The 17,551-nt window shown below is 44.6% G+C and carries 11 protein-coding genes; 7 read left to right on the top strand and 4 right to left on the bottom strand.

The window, feature by feature from the left end; genetic code table 11:
• The first annotated feature begins 12 nt into the window (after positions 1-12).
• Entirely contained in the window at positions 13-849 is an 837-nt protein-coding gene (locus ABR189_RS01015) for a helix-turn-helix domain-containing protein (RefSeq protein WP_354658568.1), read from the top strand.
• 81 nt (positions 850-930) lie between these two features.
• Complete coding sequence (locus ABR189_RS01010; RefSeq protein ID WP_354658567.1) at positions 931-1,620, top strand: ankyrin repeat domain-containing protein; 690 nt, start codon at positions 931-933, stop codon at positions 1,618-1,620.
• Positions 1,621-1,713: 93 nt separating this feature from the next.
• Here ABR189_RS01010 and ABR189_RS01005 read toward each other — a convergent pair whose 3' ends face one another.
• From ABR189_RS01005 to ABR189_RS00995, 3 genes are read right to left on the bottom strand one after another with little or no spacing between them, the layout of a single operon-like run.
• Positions 1,714-3,075, bottom strand: coding sequence for a PhoPQ-activated pathogenicity-related family protein (locus ABR189_RS01005; protein ID WP_354658566.1), 1,362 nt, complete (start codon positions 3,073-3,075; stop codon positions 1,714-1,716).
• A 53-nt stretch (positions 3,076-3,128) separates the two neighbouring features.
• On the bottom strand, positions 3,129-4,769 hold the full coding sequence (locus tag ABR189_RS01000; RefSeq protein ID WP_354658565.1) for a SusD/RagB family nutrient-binding outer membrane lipoprotein: 1,641 nt from the start codon (positions 4,767-4,769) through the stop codon (positions 3,129-3,131).
• 20 nt (positions 4,770-4,789) lie between these two features.
• Complete coding sequence (locus tag ABR189_RS00995; protein WP_354658564.1) at positions 4,790-8,263, bottom strand: SusC/RagA family TonB-linked outer membrane protein; 3,474 nt, start codon at positions 8,261-8,263, stop codon at positions 4,790-4,792.
• Positions 8,264-8,876: 613 nt separating this feature from the next.
• Between ABR189_RS00995 and ABR189_RS00990 the strand changes: the two genes are divergently transcribed.
• Positions 8,877-10,925, top strand: coding sequence for a PAS domain S-box protein (locus ABR189_RS00990; protein WP_354658563.1), 2,049 nt, complete (start codon positions 8,877-8,879; stop codon positions 10,923-10,925).
• 16 nt (positions 10,926-10,941) lie between these two features.
• On the opposite strand, the gene ABR189_RS00985 is transcribed toward ABR189_RS00990, so the two are convergent.
• A complete protein-coding gene (locus ABR189_RS00985; RefSeq protein ID WP_354658562.1) occupies positions 10,942-12,438 on the bottom strand; it encodes a malate:quinone oxidoreductase in 1,497 nt (498 codons plus the stop codon).
• Between the two features lie 190 nt (positions 12,439-12,628).
• On the opposite strand from ABR189_RS00985, the gene ABR189_RS00980 reads away from it, so the two are divergent.
• The 4 genes from ABR189_RS00980 (at position 12,629) to ABR189_RS00965 (ending at position 17,537) form a co-directional block, all read left to right on the top strand.
• Positions 12,629-13,252, top strand: coding sequence for an RNA polymerase sigma-70 factor (locus ABR189_RS00980; RefSeq protein ID WP_354658561.1), 624 nt, complete (start codon positions 12,629-12,631; stop codon positions 13,250-13,252).
• Positions 13,253-13,262: 10 nt separating this feature from the next.
• Positions 13,263-14,261 (top strand): FecR domain-containing protein, encoded by a 999-nt coding sequence (locus ABR189_RS00975; protein WP_354658560.1) that lies wholly within the window; start codon positions 13,263-13,265, stop codon positions 14,259-14,261.
• A gap of 17 nt (positions 14,262-14,278) precedes the next feature.
• Positions 14,279-16,213 carry an STN and carboxypeptidase regulatory-like domain-containing protein gene (locus ABR189_RS00970; protein WP_354658559.1) on the top strand — a complete coding sequence of 645 codons (1,935 nt, stop codon included), beginning with the start codon at positions 14,279-14,281 and terminating at the stop codon, positions 16,211-16,213.
• 79 nt (positions 16,214-16,292) lie between these two features.
• Positions 16,293-17,537, top strand: coding sequence for an LA_2272 family surface repeat-containing protein (locus ABR189_RS00965; RefSeq protein WP_354658558.1), 1,245 nt, complete (start codon positions 16,293-16,295; stop codon positions 17,535-17,537).
• Positions 17,538-17,551 lie beyond the last annotated feature (14 nt).

Below are 17,551 nucleotides of genomic sequence, written 5' to 3'. Positions count from 1 at the left end.
CCACCAGTGTGTATGCTGCCTACTTTTGGTATTGAGAAAATCTTTAATCTTCCTTTTAAAAAGGAAGATTTTAAGGTAATGCATCATCATCCTATTAATATGCCGGTAATCACCGAGCCGCATAAGCACGACTTTTTCATGCTGCTGATTGTCAGCAAGGGAACAGGCACGCATACTATAGACTTCAGGGATCACCCCGTAAAAAACAGGATGGTATTTTTCCTGGCGCCCGGCCAGGCACACCAATGGCAACTTTCCAAAAACACACAGGGATTTCAGGTAATGTTTTCTCCCGGTTTTCTCCCTTCCCCTCATGCTACCTGGTCATTTTTTCCACCCACCGGTAAGCCGTTCCTGCAACTTGACACAACACAATATCAGCAACTAGAGCAGGAACTTATTCAGTTAGAAAAGGAAGCTAACCATCCGCAGCTCTTATCCGGTAATCTCCTGCAACATCGTTTGCAGATCATCTTGTTATTATTAAAACGCTGGTACACCCATGCTTTCCCGGAACAGGCACCTGCTGCTACCAACCGGCTGATCAACCGTTTCCTGCTACTGTTAGAACAGCATTATGCCACACAAAGCGATGTTGGGTTTTATGCGGCACAGCTCCATATTACCCCCAGCTATCTCAACCTGGTGTGCAAAAAAGCATCCAACCGTACCGCCGGTGAATATATCCGGGAACGGCTGCTGCTGGAAGCCAAAAGAATGTTAACGCTCACCGCCGTGGATGTTAAAGAGATAGCCTATGGGCTGGGCTTCAATGATACGTCCTATTTCTCCAGGTTTTTCAGAAAGCATACCGGCAAAACACCATTGGACTTCCGTAAAAAGATATAATGAGTCCCTGCAATGTGATAACCTGTACCATTTTAACCTGCTCTTCCTTGCTACCTTCGTATGGATATAAAATATACCTGTATGCATTCTTTACGCATCTCTTTTATAGTGATACTGCTGGCTGCTATCAATATCAGCCATAGCAGTTGTGCACAAGAAAAAAAGACCATGAAACAAGATCCATCCGGCATCTTTGCTGCCATACAAAAAAATGATACTGCTGCCATCAGACAATGGATTAACCAGGGCAACAACCTGGAAGTACGTAATGACAAGGGTGAAACACCCCTGATGGCTGCTACCTATAACAATAATATCCCGGTAGCACAAATGTTGATTGCCGCACGTGCTGATGTAAACGCACAGGACCATATGCAGAACAGCCCCTTTTTATATGCAGGTGCCAGCGGCTATCTCGATATTTTAAAACTGTGTATGAAAGCCGGCGCCAGGTATGATGTGTACAACAGGTATGGTGGCACCGCCCTGATTCCCGCCTGTGAAAGAGGGCATGTGGCGATTGTAGCTGAATTGCTGAAAGACAAAACATTTCCAATAGATCATATTAACAAACTGGGCTGGACTGGCATGCTGGAAGCAATCATATTAAGCGACGGCAATAATAAACAAGTGCAAATTGTACAGATGCTGATAGATGCCGGCAGCAATGTTAACATTGCTGACAAAGATGGGGTAACTCCTTTGGCTCACGCACGCAACAGAAAATTCAGTCACATGGTGGGCATACTCGAAAAAGCAGGGGCCAGATAACAAATTACACATCAACCATTCCTATATAAAAAGCCCCTGTAAAGGAATTTGTTCCATATACAGGGGCATCATTTTATAAACAGGGTTATCAATTTAATTCAGAAAAAGCTGGTCTTTATCTGCTACAAACATCCGGGTACTTTCAGTATATTCCCCGCCGTTAGGGTCCTTATATTTCAGGTCCAGGTAAAATGCCCTGAAGCCTGCTTCCGGAAAACTGATCGTTTCCTTTACTTCTGCTGTTTTTTTCATACCAAGGCTTTCTCCCTTCCATTCCTTGTCGGTGAATACCATATCCGGAGAATCTGCATACCAGATCACTGCATCTACCAGTGTTTTTGGAGTTGCTTTCACTACCAGCGTTGCCTTCTTTTCCTTGGTTATTATATCCCAGGTACATACAGGATAAGGCGTTTTTTCCAGCGTCATCCCAAAGAAAGCGCTCAAAGCACGCATGGCCTGTTTGCCATCTCCCAGGTTGTGCCCGGCATTGGGTACGTAATGAATCAGATTTTGTCCGGGAATACTATCGTAATAGTGCTTGATAGCATCCACTGTCCAGTATTCATCATTCGTACCCATAATGATCAGTTTGGGCATGGTTAGTTTGTTACGGTAAGCATAAGGATCTACCATAGCTGTGATCGCATTACCATCAGGTGTATGTACTGCCTGAGGAATACCAAGGTTTACATAATCTTCAATCTGCACACTATATCCTTTCCATACTTTCATCTGGTAGTCCAGATTTACCGGCATATTCAGGATATCGATCACCATAGGGGCAATGGCAACTACGCGTTCATCATTAGCGCCGGTAAGCCAGGTAGTCCATCCGCGTTTGGAAGCACCGGTAACCACAAAGCCATTCACTGTATGATGCAGTTGTTGTTTAGCAAACTGTTGTACAGCATCCATAGCCCGTACGGCGCTTTTAACCATCGGAAAAAGCAGTGGCCAGGTATAATCTCCATCCTTTTTAAAATTATGCAGGGTGAAAGAAATGAGGGCATCCTCTGTAAGATCATTGTACAAAGGTTGATTAGGTGTTTGCCTCAACACAGATACGATGGCTTTATTCTTCGTTGCCAGCAGGCTAATGGATTGGATAAACTGGTCATCATTTCCTTTCCAGTTAGGCAATCCGTTTTTAATAGAGCCGCCGGTAATAAATAGTAGTGCGCCGTCATGTTTGTTCTCTTCCGGCACCAATACCGTTAGCTGGTGTGTCCACACATGTTCCCGCCACTTTTGCGAAGTAAGCAATAGGTTATATGCTTTCACCGTACCGATATCAAAGGAGTCTTTCAATTCCCAGCGGAAAGTATTATCTCCATTTTCCAGATAATGGGTGAGCGCAGTTGCTGGTGTAACATTATCCTGTGCCTGTGTTTTGCATGCAAAATTAAATTGCACCAGGAAAATTATGGCAAGTTTTAAAAGAAGTGGCTTCATGGGTTTTAACATTTTATTGAGCTAATATTTTCAGTATTTCTTGTTTAAATTATTTACCAGGGTTTGGCAGTGCCCTTCACTAACCATGGTTTGGACCAGGGGCTGTTTTTACCATCTGCCTCTGAATAAGTAGTCACTTCCAGCTTATTCATGGCAGCCTCTGTATTAGTCCTGTTTAGATTTCTTTCTTCCAGCATATAGTAAAATCTCACCGGTAATACTTTTCGCATGGCATCTGGTCCGGCTTTTAATTTGGGGAACCCTGTTCTCCTGAAATCAAACCAGGATTCTGTAGCTGCCGTCCAGCTGGCAATCCATTTCTGCTGTATAAGCTGTTCCAGTGTACCATTAAAAGCAACTCCCGGCACTGCAATATACGCATCATAAGTGCCCCCTACGCCCCAGGTATTCAAAGAAGCCTGAATAGCTGCCTCATAGTGTGTTTTGGCATCTCCAACCGCCCAGCCTTTCAGGGCAGCTTCTGCCAGGATAAAATGCACCTCTGCTGCGGATAATAGCCTGGCCTTCAGCAAAGGCCCCTTTGCTTCTTTATATATATCATTTAACCAGGACACGTGTGGATTTCTGGCAGCCTGTGAAGGGTCTGGCCCCATATTATACACTGCCGCCCCATTCAGACCGGGTGGAATTCCTACATACTCCGGATCTGTATTTACCTCCAGACCTGCTACTTTATCCGGGGAAAGGTAACGCTTCCCGTTTTCAATCTTATCTGTACCTGCCGGAAGATTTGGATCTACCACCAGGGGAATCTGTATTTTATTGGCCCAGACGCCCAGGCGGGGATCATGCAATGCCCGCATTACTTTTACTAAAGTAGCGCACATTTTCAATCGCCTGTAATTACTGGCATCTGCATCATAGGTAACATTGGCAGGCCAGGAATCCCCATTGCTATTACCGGCAAAAGGCATGGCGGCATCTTCTGTAAAGCTGCTGATAATAGGATATTGCGCTGCATTTCCCACTATTTTTTCTATACCTGCTTTAGCAATGTCTGGCAATTTATCTGAAATCCTCATGTAATAACGTAGTGCGAGAGAATTGGCCAACTTTCTCCATTTACTAGGTTCTCCCTTATAGTACACATCTATAATATCCGCTGTACTATTGTATTCATTTTTTCCTTTGGACAATAACGTATTTGCTGTTTCCAGATCTGCCAATATTCCTTTGTAAATAGTTTCCTGATCATCATAAGCCGGGAATACATGCTCCGCTCCTCCTTCTATTCCTTTCAGTGCGGCTGTATAGGGAGCATCCCCCCACAGATCCGTAATTAATCCAAATACCATACATTTCATGACCAGTGCCATCCCCTGTTGCAATTCGTATTGCAATGCCACCGAACGCTGATATACATATTCATTGTTTCTCAGAATATCATAATATTCCGCCCAGCTCTGGGAACCTCCCCATTCATAATTATTATGGGTAGTACTCCATCCATCTTTCTGCGTGTGTTGCATCACGCCGGCAATATCCTGGTAGCCCAGGTTTACAAATGCCTTCCCCGTTTCTGTGAGCACAGTGGAAAGTACCAGGTTAGGATTCGCTGTTCCCTGATTCACCCCATTCGGGTCTTCATTCCACTTAGTCAGGTCTTTACTGCAGGAACTGATGCAGCAACAGGACACTACCAGGCACGCTATAAGTATATTGGTTGTTTTCATCTTTTAAACTTTACAGATCCTTAAAAAGTTACATTGATTTTAAAGCCAACAGGAATACTCCAGGGGGTAACATTATACCTTTCAATTCCCTGTTTGAACTGTATACCTGATTTTTGCAGGCCGGATTCTACCTGAAATGCGGTTTCCGGATCTATCCCTATTTTGGCTTTTGTCCACAGCATAATATTTCTGCTGTAAACGGATATACTGGCATGCTGCAGTTTCATTGACCGGATTAGTTTATCCGGCAGATCATACCCTAAGGATACTTCCCGCAGTTTGAGATAAGAAGCGTCATAGGTAAAAGCCCGTGTAAACGACCAGGCGGTAGCGCCAGCATAAGGTAATGCACGGGTATCAGGCCCGCCCAGGTTTTCAATATAACCGGTGATATTACCTGCGCCATCATATTTGGCAATTACGCCGGGCACAATCACACCTCCATATGGTAAAGTATAGGGACCGTATTTGAATGGTACGGTTCCATAGTCCGGAGTGGGCCCACCCACCAGTGGGAAATAATTACCATGTACTTTAATATACTGGTCTTCATGTGCTACCAGCCAGTCGCGGAGCTCCTGCCCTTCCATTCCGTTGGGGTTAATCAGCTTATCCAGGAACAACTGCGATTTACCATCCTCTTCTCCATAGCGGTAAGTTTGAGAAACAAAATCACCGCCATGCCGCCAGTCGAATGTCATGTTTAAACTAAAACCTTTGTACGACAGCGAGGTTTGTGCCCCCAACATAAAATCAGGGTTAAAATTGCCAATCTTATTCTTGGTATTGATCGCATCTATAGATTGCCATTTGCCGGTCTGGTCTAAAAGCGGATAACCAAAATAGGGCGATTTTTCGTCTGTTACCGTTACTAACTGAGCATCATAGATATCACCAATCTGATCGCCTACATAAGTCCAGGCACCCCCTTTCGCATCTGTCCATAAAGTGAAATACGGCAACTCATCTGATAGTTCTATAATGCGGGTCCTGTTGCGGCTCAGGTTAACATTCACATCCCATGTCCAGTTGGCTGTTTGTACCGGCGTTCCGCCAAGTGATAATTCAATGCCCTTACTTTCCAGTAACCCTGCGTTAATGTTCTTGGAAGTATATCCTGAAGAAGGAGGTAGCTGTACGCTAAAGATCTGGTTCTTGTTTTTTGCTACATAATAAGTGCCTGCAAACCGTAAGCGGTTATTGAACAGATTTACATCTAATCCCGTTTCATAGGAAGTAGCTATTTCTGGTTTCAGATCCGGTGTAAGCAGTGTACCGGAAGTAGTTAGCCTGGGAATACCATCCCAGGTACCTGCATTGCTCAGTGTGCTAAGCAGCATGTACGGATTGGCATCATTCCCCGCCTGCGCAATACCTCCTCTCAGTTTCAGCAGATTGACCGCCGGAGATAAATGCAGCATTTCATTGAGCAGCAAACTCAATGATGCAGAGGGGTAAAAGTAAGAGCGGTTTTTCACCGGTAAAGTACTGGACCAGTCATTCCTACCTGTAACATCGAGATATGCCATCCCTTTATAACCTATGTTTAAAAGCCCAAAGGCACTGAACACTCCTTTCTGATACCAGCTGCTAACATAATCCAGGTTTGCCGGGGCAATATTCTGTACATTATAAACACCTGGTACAATCAGTCCGGTACCATTGCGGGTAGCATTGGTAAAATTGCTGCCCTTCTGATAACGGGCATTTCCACCTGCCGAAACCAGTAAACTAAAGTCATGGATGTTCCGCTGATAGGTAGCCATGATATCTGCATTTCTTTCATACACACTCAGGTCAATAATACCGTATGAGCCCCGGGGATCTTCTGTATAACTATTGGCAATTTTTGTTTCCCTTCTTTCTTTGTAGGTGTCCAGTGCATACCTTGCCATCAGGCTTAATTCCGGGGTGATCTGCCAGTCTGCCTTTACATTACCAAATACCCGATCGCGCGTGAAACTGTTATTCACTTCATAAGCCAGGAAGTAGGGATTATTGAATACATCTTTTGCCTGGGAGCGCTGTTGCAGTCCTTCCTGACCAGGTAACCAATATTCCTTCAGATCCCTGATATCCGTATGAGGAGATACGCCATAGGCCCACTGCAAAGGGTTGGTACCCCGGTTGCCTGCCGGCCGGTTATTGGAATTATTCCGGCTAAAGTCCAGGTTGCTGCTAATCCTTAGTTTATTATTCAGTTTAAAGGATGAATTCAGGCTGAGTGAATTTCTGAACAGGTCGGAATTAGGAACGATCCCCCGGTTGGTCATATTGGAGTAAGACATCCGGTAACTAATCTGATCGTTGCTGTTGGCCAGAGAAACACCATTGGTGGTAGTAATCCCTGTTTGCACAAAGTTCTTCACATTATTAGGATGAGAAACCAGCTCCATCGGAATAGGTTTTCCATCTGCATCCAAAGGGCTGTTCCATTGTACCTCTTTATAGCCTTTGTCTAATGCAGCACCGAAAGCAGGCCCCACTTCTTCCTGTATCAGTTTGCCAAAAGGATTGGTCAGCGGGTTGCCACTTACATCAACAGGAGTAGCTGAAAACTGGCCGGAACCAAATTTTGTTTGCCACTTCAGGAACTTATAAGGAATATCAAAAACGGTATTGGAAGTAACTGTTACCGTCATTTTCTTAGAGCGGCTTCCGCTTTTAGTCGTGATCAGCACCACGCCGTTGCCCGCCCTGGAACCATACAAAGCAGCGGCACTGGGGCCTTTCAGGATAGAGATATTTTCTATGTCATCCGGGTTAATATCTGATATCGCATTCCCATAGTCTACCCGGTTATCATTACCTACCTGACTTACATTATTCAGTGTACTGGCTACAGGCACCCCATCTACTACAAAAAGCGGCTGGTTATCGGTACTGAGTGATTTAGCACCCCGTATGACCATGCTTACGGAAGAGCCTGTTCCCCCAGTAGCGCTGATGGTTACGCCTGGCACCTTGCCGGCAATGGCATTCAGCATATTTTCCTGTGCCACCCGGTTAAACTCTTTTCCATCCAGCTCACCTACCGAATAGCCCAATGACTTTTTCTCTCTCTTAATACCCAATGCAGTCACCACCACATTGGAAAGTTCCTGAACAGCAGGTTCCAGTACAATGTTTAATACCGTGCGGCCCGACAAAGCAGTATGCAGTGTTTTATATCCCACAGAACTAAATACCAGCGAAACATCCAGGCCGGATACCAACAGCCGGAAGCTGCCATCTGCCGCAGTAGCAGTAGCGTTGGACTTTCCTCTTTCCGCTACTGTTACACCTGCCAGCGGACCATCTGCTCCACGTACCACTCCCCTTACTTCCACCCGCTGCGGGTTTTGCCACACCGCATCCGGAGAAGCAATATGGGCAGAGATGGTAAACAAACCTGCTTTATGCGCTGCCTGTGCTTCCGGGGAAAACAATAACCCATAGCATATTGGCAACAGCCAACCAGGAGAACCGTTAAAAAAAGTAACCCTTTTTTTCATACCCGTATTTGTTAAGTATTAGACAATCAATTTCTGATCGCAGCAGATGTGCAGCGGATGGGATCATTTCAAAGGCATACTCCACATTGAAAATGAAGTGTTACTTCTCAGCAGCCGGGGATTCACAGTTGCTTGGGGCTACTACTGCTTTCGGTATCAGGACAATTTACAATGATGGTAGCGGACAGATGGCTCACACAGTTCACGAATCATTTTTTCATTCAGCGGATCCTGCACAATTTTACACTTTATAGTGTATGCGCTCCTGTTCACTTTTCTGAAATAACATTTATTTAATAGCTATTGATTTAATGCGGACAATTACCTTCTGCTGAACAATGCAGCACTACTTTATTTTGGTTGAATATCAGGCATAGCATTAATACTAAAATAACTGTAATTTTTTAACTTTCAAAATAACTTTTCACCGTGCGATCTCATGCCTGGCCGGTAATCCCGCTTCAGATCCCCTTCAAGTGGAATGATTTTTGATTATACACATCAGGCATCAAACCAGCATTTACGTGACCATGATGTAATAAACCAAATATGCGTCCCAATAATTCCAGCGAAACAACAGGTCTTTTTAATACAATATATTAGCCGTTAAGTAATGAATCCAGCGCAGAAGACCGGGACAGATGTTCCCATGAATGATCAAACAACGAATCAGTATGAAAGCATTCCCCCATTCACAGCAGATACACCACTGCCGCAAATAGGGGAACTAATTCAACACAATGAGTCTCATTATAAACAGTTACTGCAACACCTCCCGGTGGCTGTATATACCTGCGATATGGCAGGAAAGATCACTTTTTTTAATCTCGCAGCCACCCTGCTCTGGGGGAGAACCCCGGAATTAGGTAAAGATATGTGGTGCGGCTCTGCCAGAATTTATCGCCCCAATGGCACCCGATTACCACTGGATGATTGTCCTATGGCCAGAACGCTAAAAGAAGGACGGCCTATCCCCGGTGAAGAAATTATTATTGAACGCCCAGATGGTATGCGCGTATTTGTCAATCCGTTTCCTCAACCTGTTTTTGATAGTACCGGAACAATGACCGGTGCCGTAAATTTGCTGATAGATATCACTACACGTAAACAGAATGAAGAGAAACTCGCCAATCACGCGGCGATTGTATCCTCTTCGGACGATGCTATTATCAGTAAAACGCTGGAAGGCATTATTACTAGTTGGAACATTGGCGCCCAAAGAATATTTGGATACACAGCGCAGGAAATGATTGGCCAGCCTATCAATAAGCTAATTCCGGCCGACCGCCAGAATGAGGAACCTGCTATCATAGAGCGCCTTAAAAGAGGGGAAAGAGTAGACCATTTTGAAACAAAACGCATCACGAAAGATCATCGTTTACTCGATATTTCTCTCACCATTTCTCCCATCAAAGACAAGTATGGCAATATACTGGGTGCGTCAAAGATTGCACGGGATATTACCGCACAAAGAAATGCAGAACGATCCCTGCGTGATGAAGAAGAGCGGCTAAGAATGGCAGTAGAATCCACCAAACTTGGCACCTGGGAATATGATGCTTATAATCACACATTAGGTTGCTCTGAAGAAAGCAGAAAGATATGGGGGATACCTGCAGGTATTCCTATGGATAAATCCCTGTTAATAAAATTGCTTTATCCTGCTGACCTCGATAGGGTACTCCAAAAGATCAGGCAACTTACCAACCCTGTCAATGCCGGAAAATTTGATATACAATGCCGTATCCACCGGTATGATGATAACGATATCCGGTGGATCGCCATTCAGGGAAAAGTACATTTTGATGCACATCATATTGCGGAGAAATACTTAGGTACCATACTGGATATTACGGATGAAAAAATGGCAAAAGAAAGACTGGAGAATATGGTACTGCTCCGTACCAAAGAGCTTACAGCGATGAATGAGCAATTGAAAAAATCTAATCACGCACTGGAACAGTTTGCCTACATTGCCAGCCATGATCTTCAGGAACCCCTTCGTAAAATACAGGTATTTTCAGAGCTGATCCAGAATAAGTTGCCTTTAGAAGATTCCCTGCAACACTATTTTAACAAGGTAACTTCTTCTGCCCAACGCATGTCCAGGCTCATCCGGGATGTACTGGAATATTCCCGCCTTTCTGCAGTGGAAACTCCCTTCGTTAGTACTGATCTGAATCTGATCGTAAAAGATGTACTGGCAGAATTTGAGGTCATGATAGATCAGAAAAAAGCAGTGATCCGCTATGATACACTCCCCGTAATTAAGGGGAATCCCTTACAACTGAACCAGCTCTTCAGAAACCTTATCGGCAATTCCCTGAAGTTCTGTATTTCCGATCCTGAAATTACAATCTCTACCGGCTTATACCCCGCCACACAAATTCCGGGTTATGTGCCGATCAATAAAAAGGATGAATACTTTACAGGAATTATTTTTAAAGACAACGGTATTGGCTTTTCCCCGCAATATGCAGAACAGATTTTCAGCATCTTTCAACGGTTGAATACCCACCAGGCTTTTAGTGGTACGGGTATTGGGCTGGCATTATGTAAGAAGATCGTGGAAAACCACCACGGTATCATTTCAGCCAAAAGTGAATTAGGAGCCGGCGCCACTTTTAGCATATTTATACCCACCACACCTTACAACGCATAGCTGCGGTCCTGTTAGTTTATTCGGGGATTTTCAAACCAAGTACCTTACTGGTCCATGCACGGGTACGGTCACACAGCACTTTATTTTCGGCCAGCGCGTTTCCAAAAGAAGGGATCATTTCTTTTAAGCGAGCCTGCCAGGCTGCGGAAGCCATCTGGTCCTTAAAACACACCTGCAGCAATTGCAGCATGATAGACACTGCTGTAGAGGCCCCGGGAGAGGCGCCCAACAAGGCCGCTATACTGCCATCTGCAGCACTGACCACTTCGGTTCCAAATTCAAGTATTCCCCCCTTTTCCGCATCTTTTTTGATCACCTGTACCCGCTGACCCGCAATTTCCAATTCCCAATCCGCCATTACCGCCGTGGGCATATAAGCACGGAGTGCCGTGAGCCGGTCTTCAGGCGACTGCCGGACCTGTTCAATCAGGTATTTTGTAAGTGCCATATTATCCAGTCCTGCTGCCAGCATAGGCCGTATATTATTGATCTTAACAGACAAAGGCAGGTCCATAAGAGAGCCGCTTTTCAGAAACCGGGTGGAAAAACCCGCATACGGACCGAAAAGTAATTCCTTTTCCCCCTTAATAAACCGGGTATCCAGATGTGGTACAGACATAGGCGGTGCACCTACCGTAGCTTTCCCATATACTTTGGCGTGGTGCTTTTCGATCACTGCCCGGTTAGTACATTTTAACCATTGCCCGCTAACCGGGAATCCTCCATATCCCCAACCTTCAGGAATATCCGCCTTTTCCAATAGTGGTAAGGACCCTCCGCCCGCACCAATAAAAACAAAACGACCTTTTACCCATTCCTTATCTTCGGTAAACAGATTTTTTACTTTTACCAGCCATCCTTTCTCCGGATCCCTACTAAAATCCTTCACCTCATGGTTAAAATATAGGCTTACGCCTTCCATTTCCATCAGCTGGCCAAACATCGACCGCGTCAATGCCCCAAAGTTGACATCGGTACCTAATGCCATCCGGGTAGCCGCCAGCTTTTCGCCCTTGCCCCGTCCTTCCATTACCAATGGCATCCACTGCTCCATCTGTGCAGTATCTTCCGTATACTCCATATCCTGAAACAGGTAACATTGACGAAGCGCTTCATAACGTTCCTTCAGGAAAGCAACATTTTCATCTCCCCATACAAAACTCATATGTGGTACACTTTGGATAAAAGTATCCGGTAGCTTTATCCGTTGCTGCTCAATCAGGTAAGCCCAGAATTGTTTGGATATCTCAAAAGACTCTGCAATTTTCACCGCTTTATTGATATCTACAGTGCCATCGGGTTGTTCCGGTGTATAATTCAGCTCACAAAAAGCAGAATGCCCTGTACCCGCATTATTCCAGGCATCAGAACTTTCTGCCGCCGCTACTTCCAGCCGCTCATATATCGCGATCGTACAATCCGGCTGCAGCTCCTTTAATAACATGCCAAGTGTGGCACTCATGATACCCGCACCTATCAAAATTATATCCACCTCCTGTCGCTTTGCGTCCATATGTTTTTCTTTTAAAACTAACTAAAAAGTGCCGGACCACGGTATTAATTGTTCCCTTTTCAAACACAAGAGTCACCTCTCAACTAATTTATTATCAATAATTTAAGAAATTACAGCTATCCCTTGAAAAATATTTTAAAAATCCGTAGGGGTAAATGGGCCACCAACAGTCATATTTAAAAAATAGCATTTGGCAGAAGCAGTTATCTTTGCACCAAATTTTTATCCGGTAACAGTGGAATTAACTGACAGTCGTACTATCACATTACTGGCCGAGGGCAGCGAAGCAGCCTTTGAGGAGGCGTTTAAAACCTACTTCAAGAGCCTGCACGCCTATGCCTGCACCATTTTAAGGGATGAAGTAGCTGCAGAAGAGATGGTGCAAAATGTATTCTGCAAAATATGGGAGAAAAGGGAGCAGATCAATGTACATACCTCGTTAAAGTCTTACCTATACAGGTCAGTACACAATGAAAGCATGGACTATCTGAAAAGGCAGAAAGCAAAGGCAGCTCATCAAACCTACACTATGCATCATTCAAAACACGAAACGGATACCAACAACACTGCCCGCAAGCTGTTGTTGGGTGAATTGGAAAAGAAACTGCACCATGCATTGAATGAGTTACCGCAGCAATGCAGAACCATTTTCCAGATGAGCAGATTTGAAGAACTGAAATACCAGGAAATAGCCAATCAACTGGGCATCTCTGTTAAAACGGTAGAGAATCAAATGGGGAAAGCCCTGAAACTGATGCGGCTGAAACTGATTAACTTTTTGCCATTGGTGGCATTTTCATTCCTTCACTTCTAAACGCAGCGGATTGAAAGAACATCTACAAGATATGAACGATGACCTGTTAGTGAAGCACCTTATAGGAGAAGCTACCAGCGAGGAAAACAGGCAGGTAGCAGCCTGGCTGGCCGAAGATGCCGCCAACCGGCATTATTATGCCCATTTTAAACTCATCTGGGAAGAGAGCCTCCAGCTGGCAGCCAAAAGCACCGTAAACGAAAACGATGCCTGGGTACGTATGCAGCAACGCCTGCAGCACGGACCGGCTACCTCCGCTACCGTTACTCCCATGTACCGGCGCATGGCCTGGCTGCGCATGGCGGCGGTGATCCTGGTAATTGTGGGCGCCGCCTGGCTGGCCTGGACAATGCTGTCCCCTGCTACCGACGCTTCATTATATGCTACCATTTATTCAAATGATAAAGTAGTGAAAGACACACTTCCCGATGGCTCTGTCGTTACTTTAAATAAACATGCTACTTTTTCCTACCCTAAAAAATTTACCGGCAATACCCGGAGCATCACATTGGAAGGAGAAGCATTCTTTGATATCGCACACGATGAAAGCAAACCCTTTATCATTCATACTAATGATGTAACCATTAAGGTACTGGGTACCTCCTTTAATGTGAAAAGCTCAGCAGAAAAAACGGAAGTAATTGTAGAAACCGGTGTCGTGGAAGTGGCCAGGAAAAATCATGCGATCCAACTCCGTCAGCATGAAAAAACAACTATCCTGAAAGATGAGCAAACACCGGTAAAACAAGAAAATACAGATGAACTGTATAATTACTACCGCACCAATACACTGGTTTGTAATGGGACACCCTTATCCAGGCTGGTGGAAATTCTGAATGAAGCCTATAATGCAGATATTGTTATTGCAAATGATAAATTGAAAGCATTACCCATCAATACCACCTTCAATAACGAATCATTGGACACCATATTAAACCTGATCAGCAAAACATTTGAAACTTACAACATCCAGATAGAACACCATGGTCAGCAAATAATTTTGAAATAACTGTCGTAACTTCCATTATGCGTTTAACAGCCGGCTTGCTAAAAGCATGCTTCCCTATTGTAGCATTTATTTTATTTTCTTCCTACTGCAGCTATGCCCAACACATTTTGGGCAAACCTATTTCTATAGAGGTAAACCGGCAACCATTGCCGGATGTACTGAAACTCATCAGCCAGAAAGGAGGCTTTTACTTTTCCTATAACAATAATATTATCAAGGCGGATAGCCTGGTCAGCATCTCTGCTAATAACCAAACGGTAAAACAGGTACTGGATCTGCTGCTGGAAGGTAATTACCAGTATAAAGAAACGGGTAATTATATCATCCTGCAACGCAATGCCGTAGGCCAGCAATACGCGATATATGGCTATGTAGTGGATAAGGGCAGCGGGCAACGTATTGCTAACGCCAGTGTATACGAAAAACATCAGCTGATATCCACACTTACCAACGAACAGGGGTATTTCCGGCTACGGTTGAAAGATAAAGAACGCTACCCCTCCGCTATGATCACGGTAAGTAAAGATCTCTATACCGATACATCTCTGATCATCAAACCAGGGTATGATCAGGAAATCAGTATAGCTATTTTACCGGCAAAATCCATTACGCTTACGCCGGTAGTCATCACCCAATATTCACAGGTAGAAAAAACATGGCTGGGCAGGCTGTTCCTCTCATCCCGCCAGCGGATGCAGAGTTTAAACCTGAGTAAGTTTTTCACAGAACAACCGGTACAAACATCCGTAACACCCGGACTGGGTTCCCACGGTAAACTGGGGGCACAGGTGATCAATAAATTTTCGCTGAATATGATTGGTGGCTACACCGCAGGACTGGACGGCGTAGAGATAGGTACCATATTTAACATTGACAAAAAGGACGTGCAGTATGTGCAGGTGGCGGGCGGTTTTAATGTGGTAGGTGGCCGCTTTAAAGGCGTACAGGTAGGCGGGTTACATAACAATGTACTGGATTCTATCCAGGGTGTGGAAGGGGTACAGATCAGTGGCTTTAGCAACCTGGTAAAAGGCCCCTTTATAGGGGCACAAGTAGGAGGTATATATAATAAAACAGGCACTTCTCTCGAAGGTGTGCAAATTTCAGGATTTATTAACCGGATAAAAGGTGATATAAAAGGCGCACAGGTGGGAGGTATCTATAACCAGGTAAATGGCCACATGGAAGGAGCACAGACTTCCGGATTTATCAACGTAACGAAAGAAAACCTGAATGGCGCACAAATTGCAGGCATCTATAATCAAACCGACGGCACTATGGAAGGTGTACAGATTGCAGCTGCATTCAATATTGCCCGTAAAGGTGCCGATGGCTGGCAGCTGGCCGGGTTAGGCAATATCAATAAAGGTGAAACTAAAAAAGTACAAACGGGCCTATTATTTAATTATACAAAAAAACTCAGCGGGGTGCAATTGGGGCTGGTCAATATTGCAGATAGCTCTTCCGGTTATAGCATCGGACTGATTAACATTATAAAAAAAGGAGGCTATCATAAATTAGTTATTTCCGCCAATGAAGTATTGCCACTCAATGTAGCTATCAAAACCGGCAGCAGCAAACTGTACAGTATTTTAACTGCTGGTATGACCGTCAGTGCACATCATAAAGCATACGCTTTTGGATTTGGTATAGGGAAAGCATTTTCCCTGTCCCAAAAGCTGGAGCTTACTACAGAATTCACCTCTCAATCCCTTTACCTGGGCGACTGGGGGCATATTACTGCCATGTCCCGTCTGGAGCCCAACCTGCATTTAAAACTGAACAGGATGGTCTCCTTGTTTACAGGCCCTTCCATTGCTTTTTACTCACAGGAATTACCTGCACCGGTAAAGGATTACAAGTATCATATCCCAGGCCCAAATTATCCAGCTATTTCAATCAATGATGCCAGGCTCTGGATAGGTTGGAATGTTGGTATCAGCTTCTTCTGACGTTTTTTTAATAAGGTAAATTTAACAACCACATAGGGGTAAGGCTTTATTGAGTCGTCATACTTTCAAACAAACAATCATGACACTCTTGAAGATGAAGCTCCTGGCAGCGTCCTTTTTATTAACACAGATAGCCAATACTGCCACCGCCACTTCCATTACCCTTCCCTCAAATGATACTACCGGTATAAACCGTAACATGCCCGGACAGGTTTCCTTCGTGCCCGGAATAGGTACCAATGGCAAATATGCGCCGGGCAGTACCAATCATTTTTCCTTTAATGTAATAGGTGGTGATAACGGTGGTGTAGACGGGTTTGAGCTGGGCACTATCTTCAATATTAACCGTCAGCATGTACAATCCGCACAGATCGCCGGCATCTTTAACCAGGTGGGTGGCCGTGTGCAGGGGTTCCAGATAGCAGGGATTTTTAATCGCGTACAACAATCCATGACAGCAGTACAATTAGCTGGTATCACTAACCTGGTAGGTGGGCCGGTGAAAGGGGTACAAGTAGCTGGCGTTTTTAATGAGGTGCAACAATCTGTAAATGGTGCGCAAATAAGTGGTGTGGCAAACATCGCCAAAGGCCCGCTTACCGGCATACAGATCACCGGGGTATACAACCAGCTAACAGACAGCTTAAACGGTACACAGGTGGCAGGGATCACCAATATTGTTAACGGACCAGTGAAAGGTATCCAGATCAGCGGTATTGCCAGCGTGGCCCGGAAAGAAGTAAATGGCGTGCAGATAGCAGGTATCGTCAACTACGCAAAAAATTTAAAAGGCGTGCAGATAGGCCTTGTCAATATTGCAGATAGTACTTCCGGCTATAGCATCGGACTGATTAACATTTCTCCGCAATCATTTTACCGGGTAGCTGTATACGCGAATGAAATGATGAATACCAATGTGGCTTTCAAATCCGGCACTCCCAGAATATACGGGATACTGCTGAGTGGCGCCAACTTCAGTAACGATAAAAAAATGTACTCCTTTGGTGCAGGTATCGGAAAGGAATTTTCATTAGGTAAAAGTAAAATGTTTACACTTAACCCGGAGCTCACCTCCCAATACCTTTATACCGGCACATGGACGTTTGAGAATACACTCAACCGCATACAGGCCAATGTACATGTAAAACTGGGTAAGTATGTTTCTGTATTTGCAGGACCAGCCTTCTCCGTACTGCATTCCGATCAGGATGTGGCTACTACAGGATACAAACTGCATCCCGTTTCCAGCAACTATCACGTATTCAAATTATGGGATAATACCACCGCCTGGTTTGGCTGGAATGCAGGGATCACTATTTTTTAATCAACATAGTTCAT

Source organism: Chitinophaga sp. H8, from assembly GCF_040567655.1.
Lineage (GTDB): Bacteria > Bacteroidota > Bacteroidia > Chitinophagales > Chitinophagaceae > Chitinophaga > Chitinophaga defluvii.
The sequence above is the reverse complement of the archived record's forward strand: the minus strand, read 5'-3'. Positions and strand labels throughout refer to the sequence as shown.

Coding starts and splice junctions, on each gene's coding strand:
- ABR189_RS01015 (WP_354658568.1), top strand. CDS start 13: ATGCTGCCTACTTTTGGTATTGAGAAAATCTTTAATCTTCCTTTTAAA.
- ABR189_RS01010 (WP_354658567.1), top strand. CDS start 931: ATGCATTCTTTACGCATCTCTTTTATAGTGATACTGCTGGCTGCTATC.
- ABR189_RS01005 (WP_354658566.1), bottom strand. CDS start 3,075: ATGAAGCCACTTCTTTTAAAACTTGCCATAATTTTCCTGGTGCAATTT.
- ABR189_RS01000 (WP_354658565.1), bottom strand. CDS start 4,769: ATGAAAACAACCAATATACTTATAGCGTGCCTGGTAGTGTCCTGTTGC.
- ABR189_RS00995 (WP_354658564.1), bottom strand. CDS start 8,263: ATGAAAAAAAGGGTTACTTTTTTTAACGGTTCTCCTGGTTGGCTGTTG.
- ABR189_RS00990 (WP_354658563.1), top strand. CDS start 8,877: ATGAATCCAGCGCAGAAGACCGGGACAGATGTTCCCATGAATGATCAA.
- ABR189_RS00985 (WP_354658562.1), bottom strand. CDS start 12,438: ATGGACGCAAAGCGACAGGAGGTGGATATAATTTTGATAGGTGCGGGT.
- ABR189_RS00970 (WP_354658559.1), top strand. CDS start 14,279: ATGCGTTTAACAGCCGGCTTGCTAAAAGCATGCTTCCCTATTGTAGCA.
- ABR189_RS00965 (WP_354658558.1), top strand. CDS start 16,293: ATGACACTCTTGAAGATGAAGCTCCTGGCAGCGTCCTTTTTATTAACA.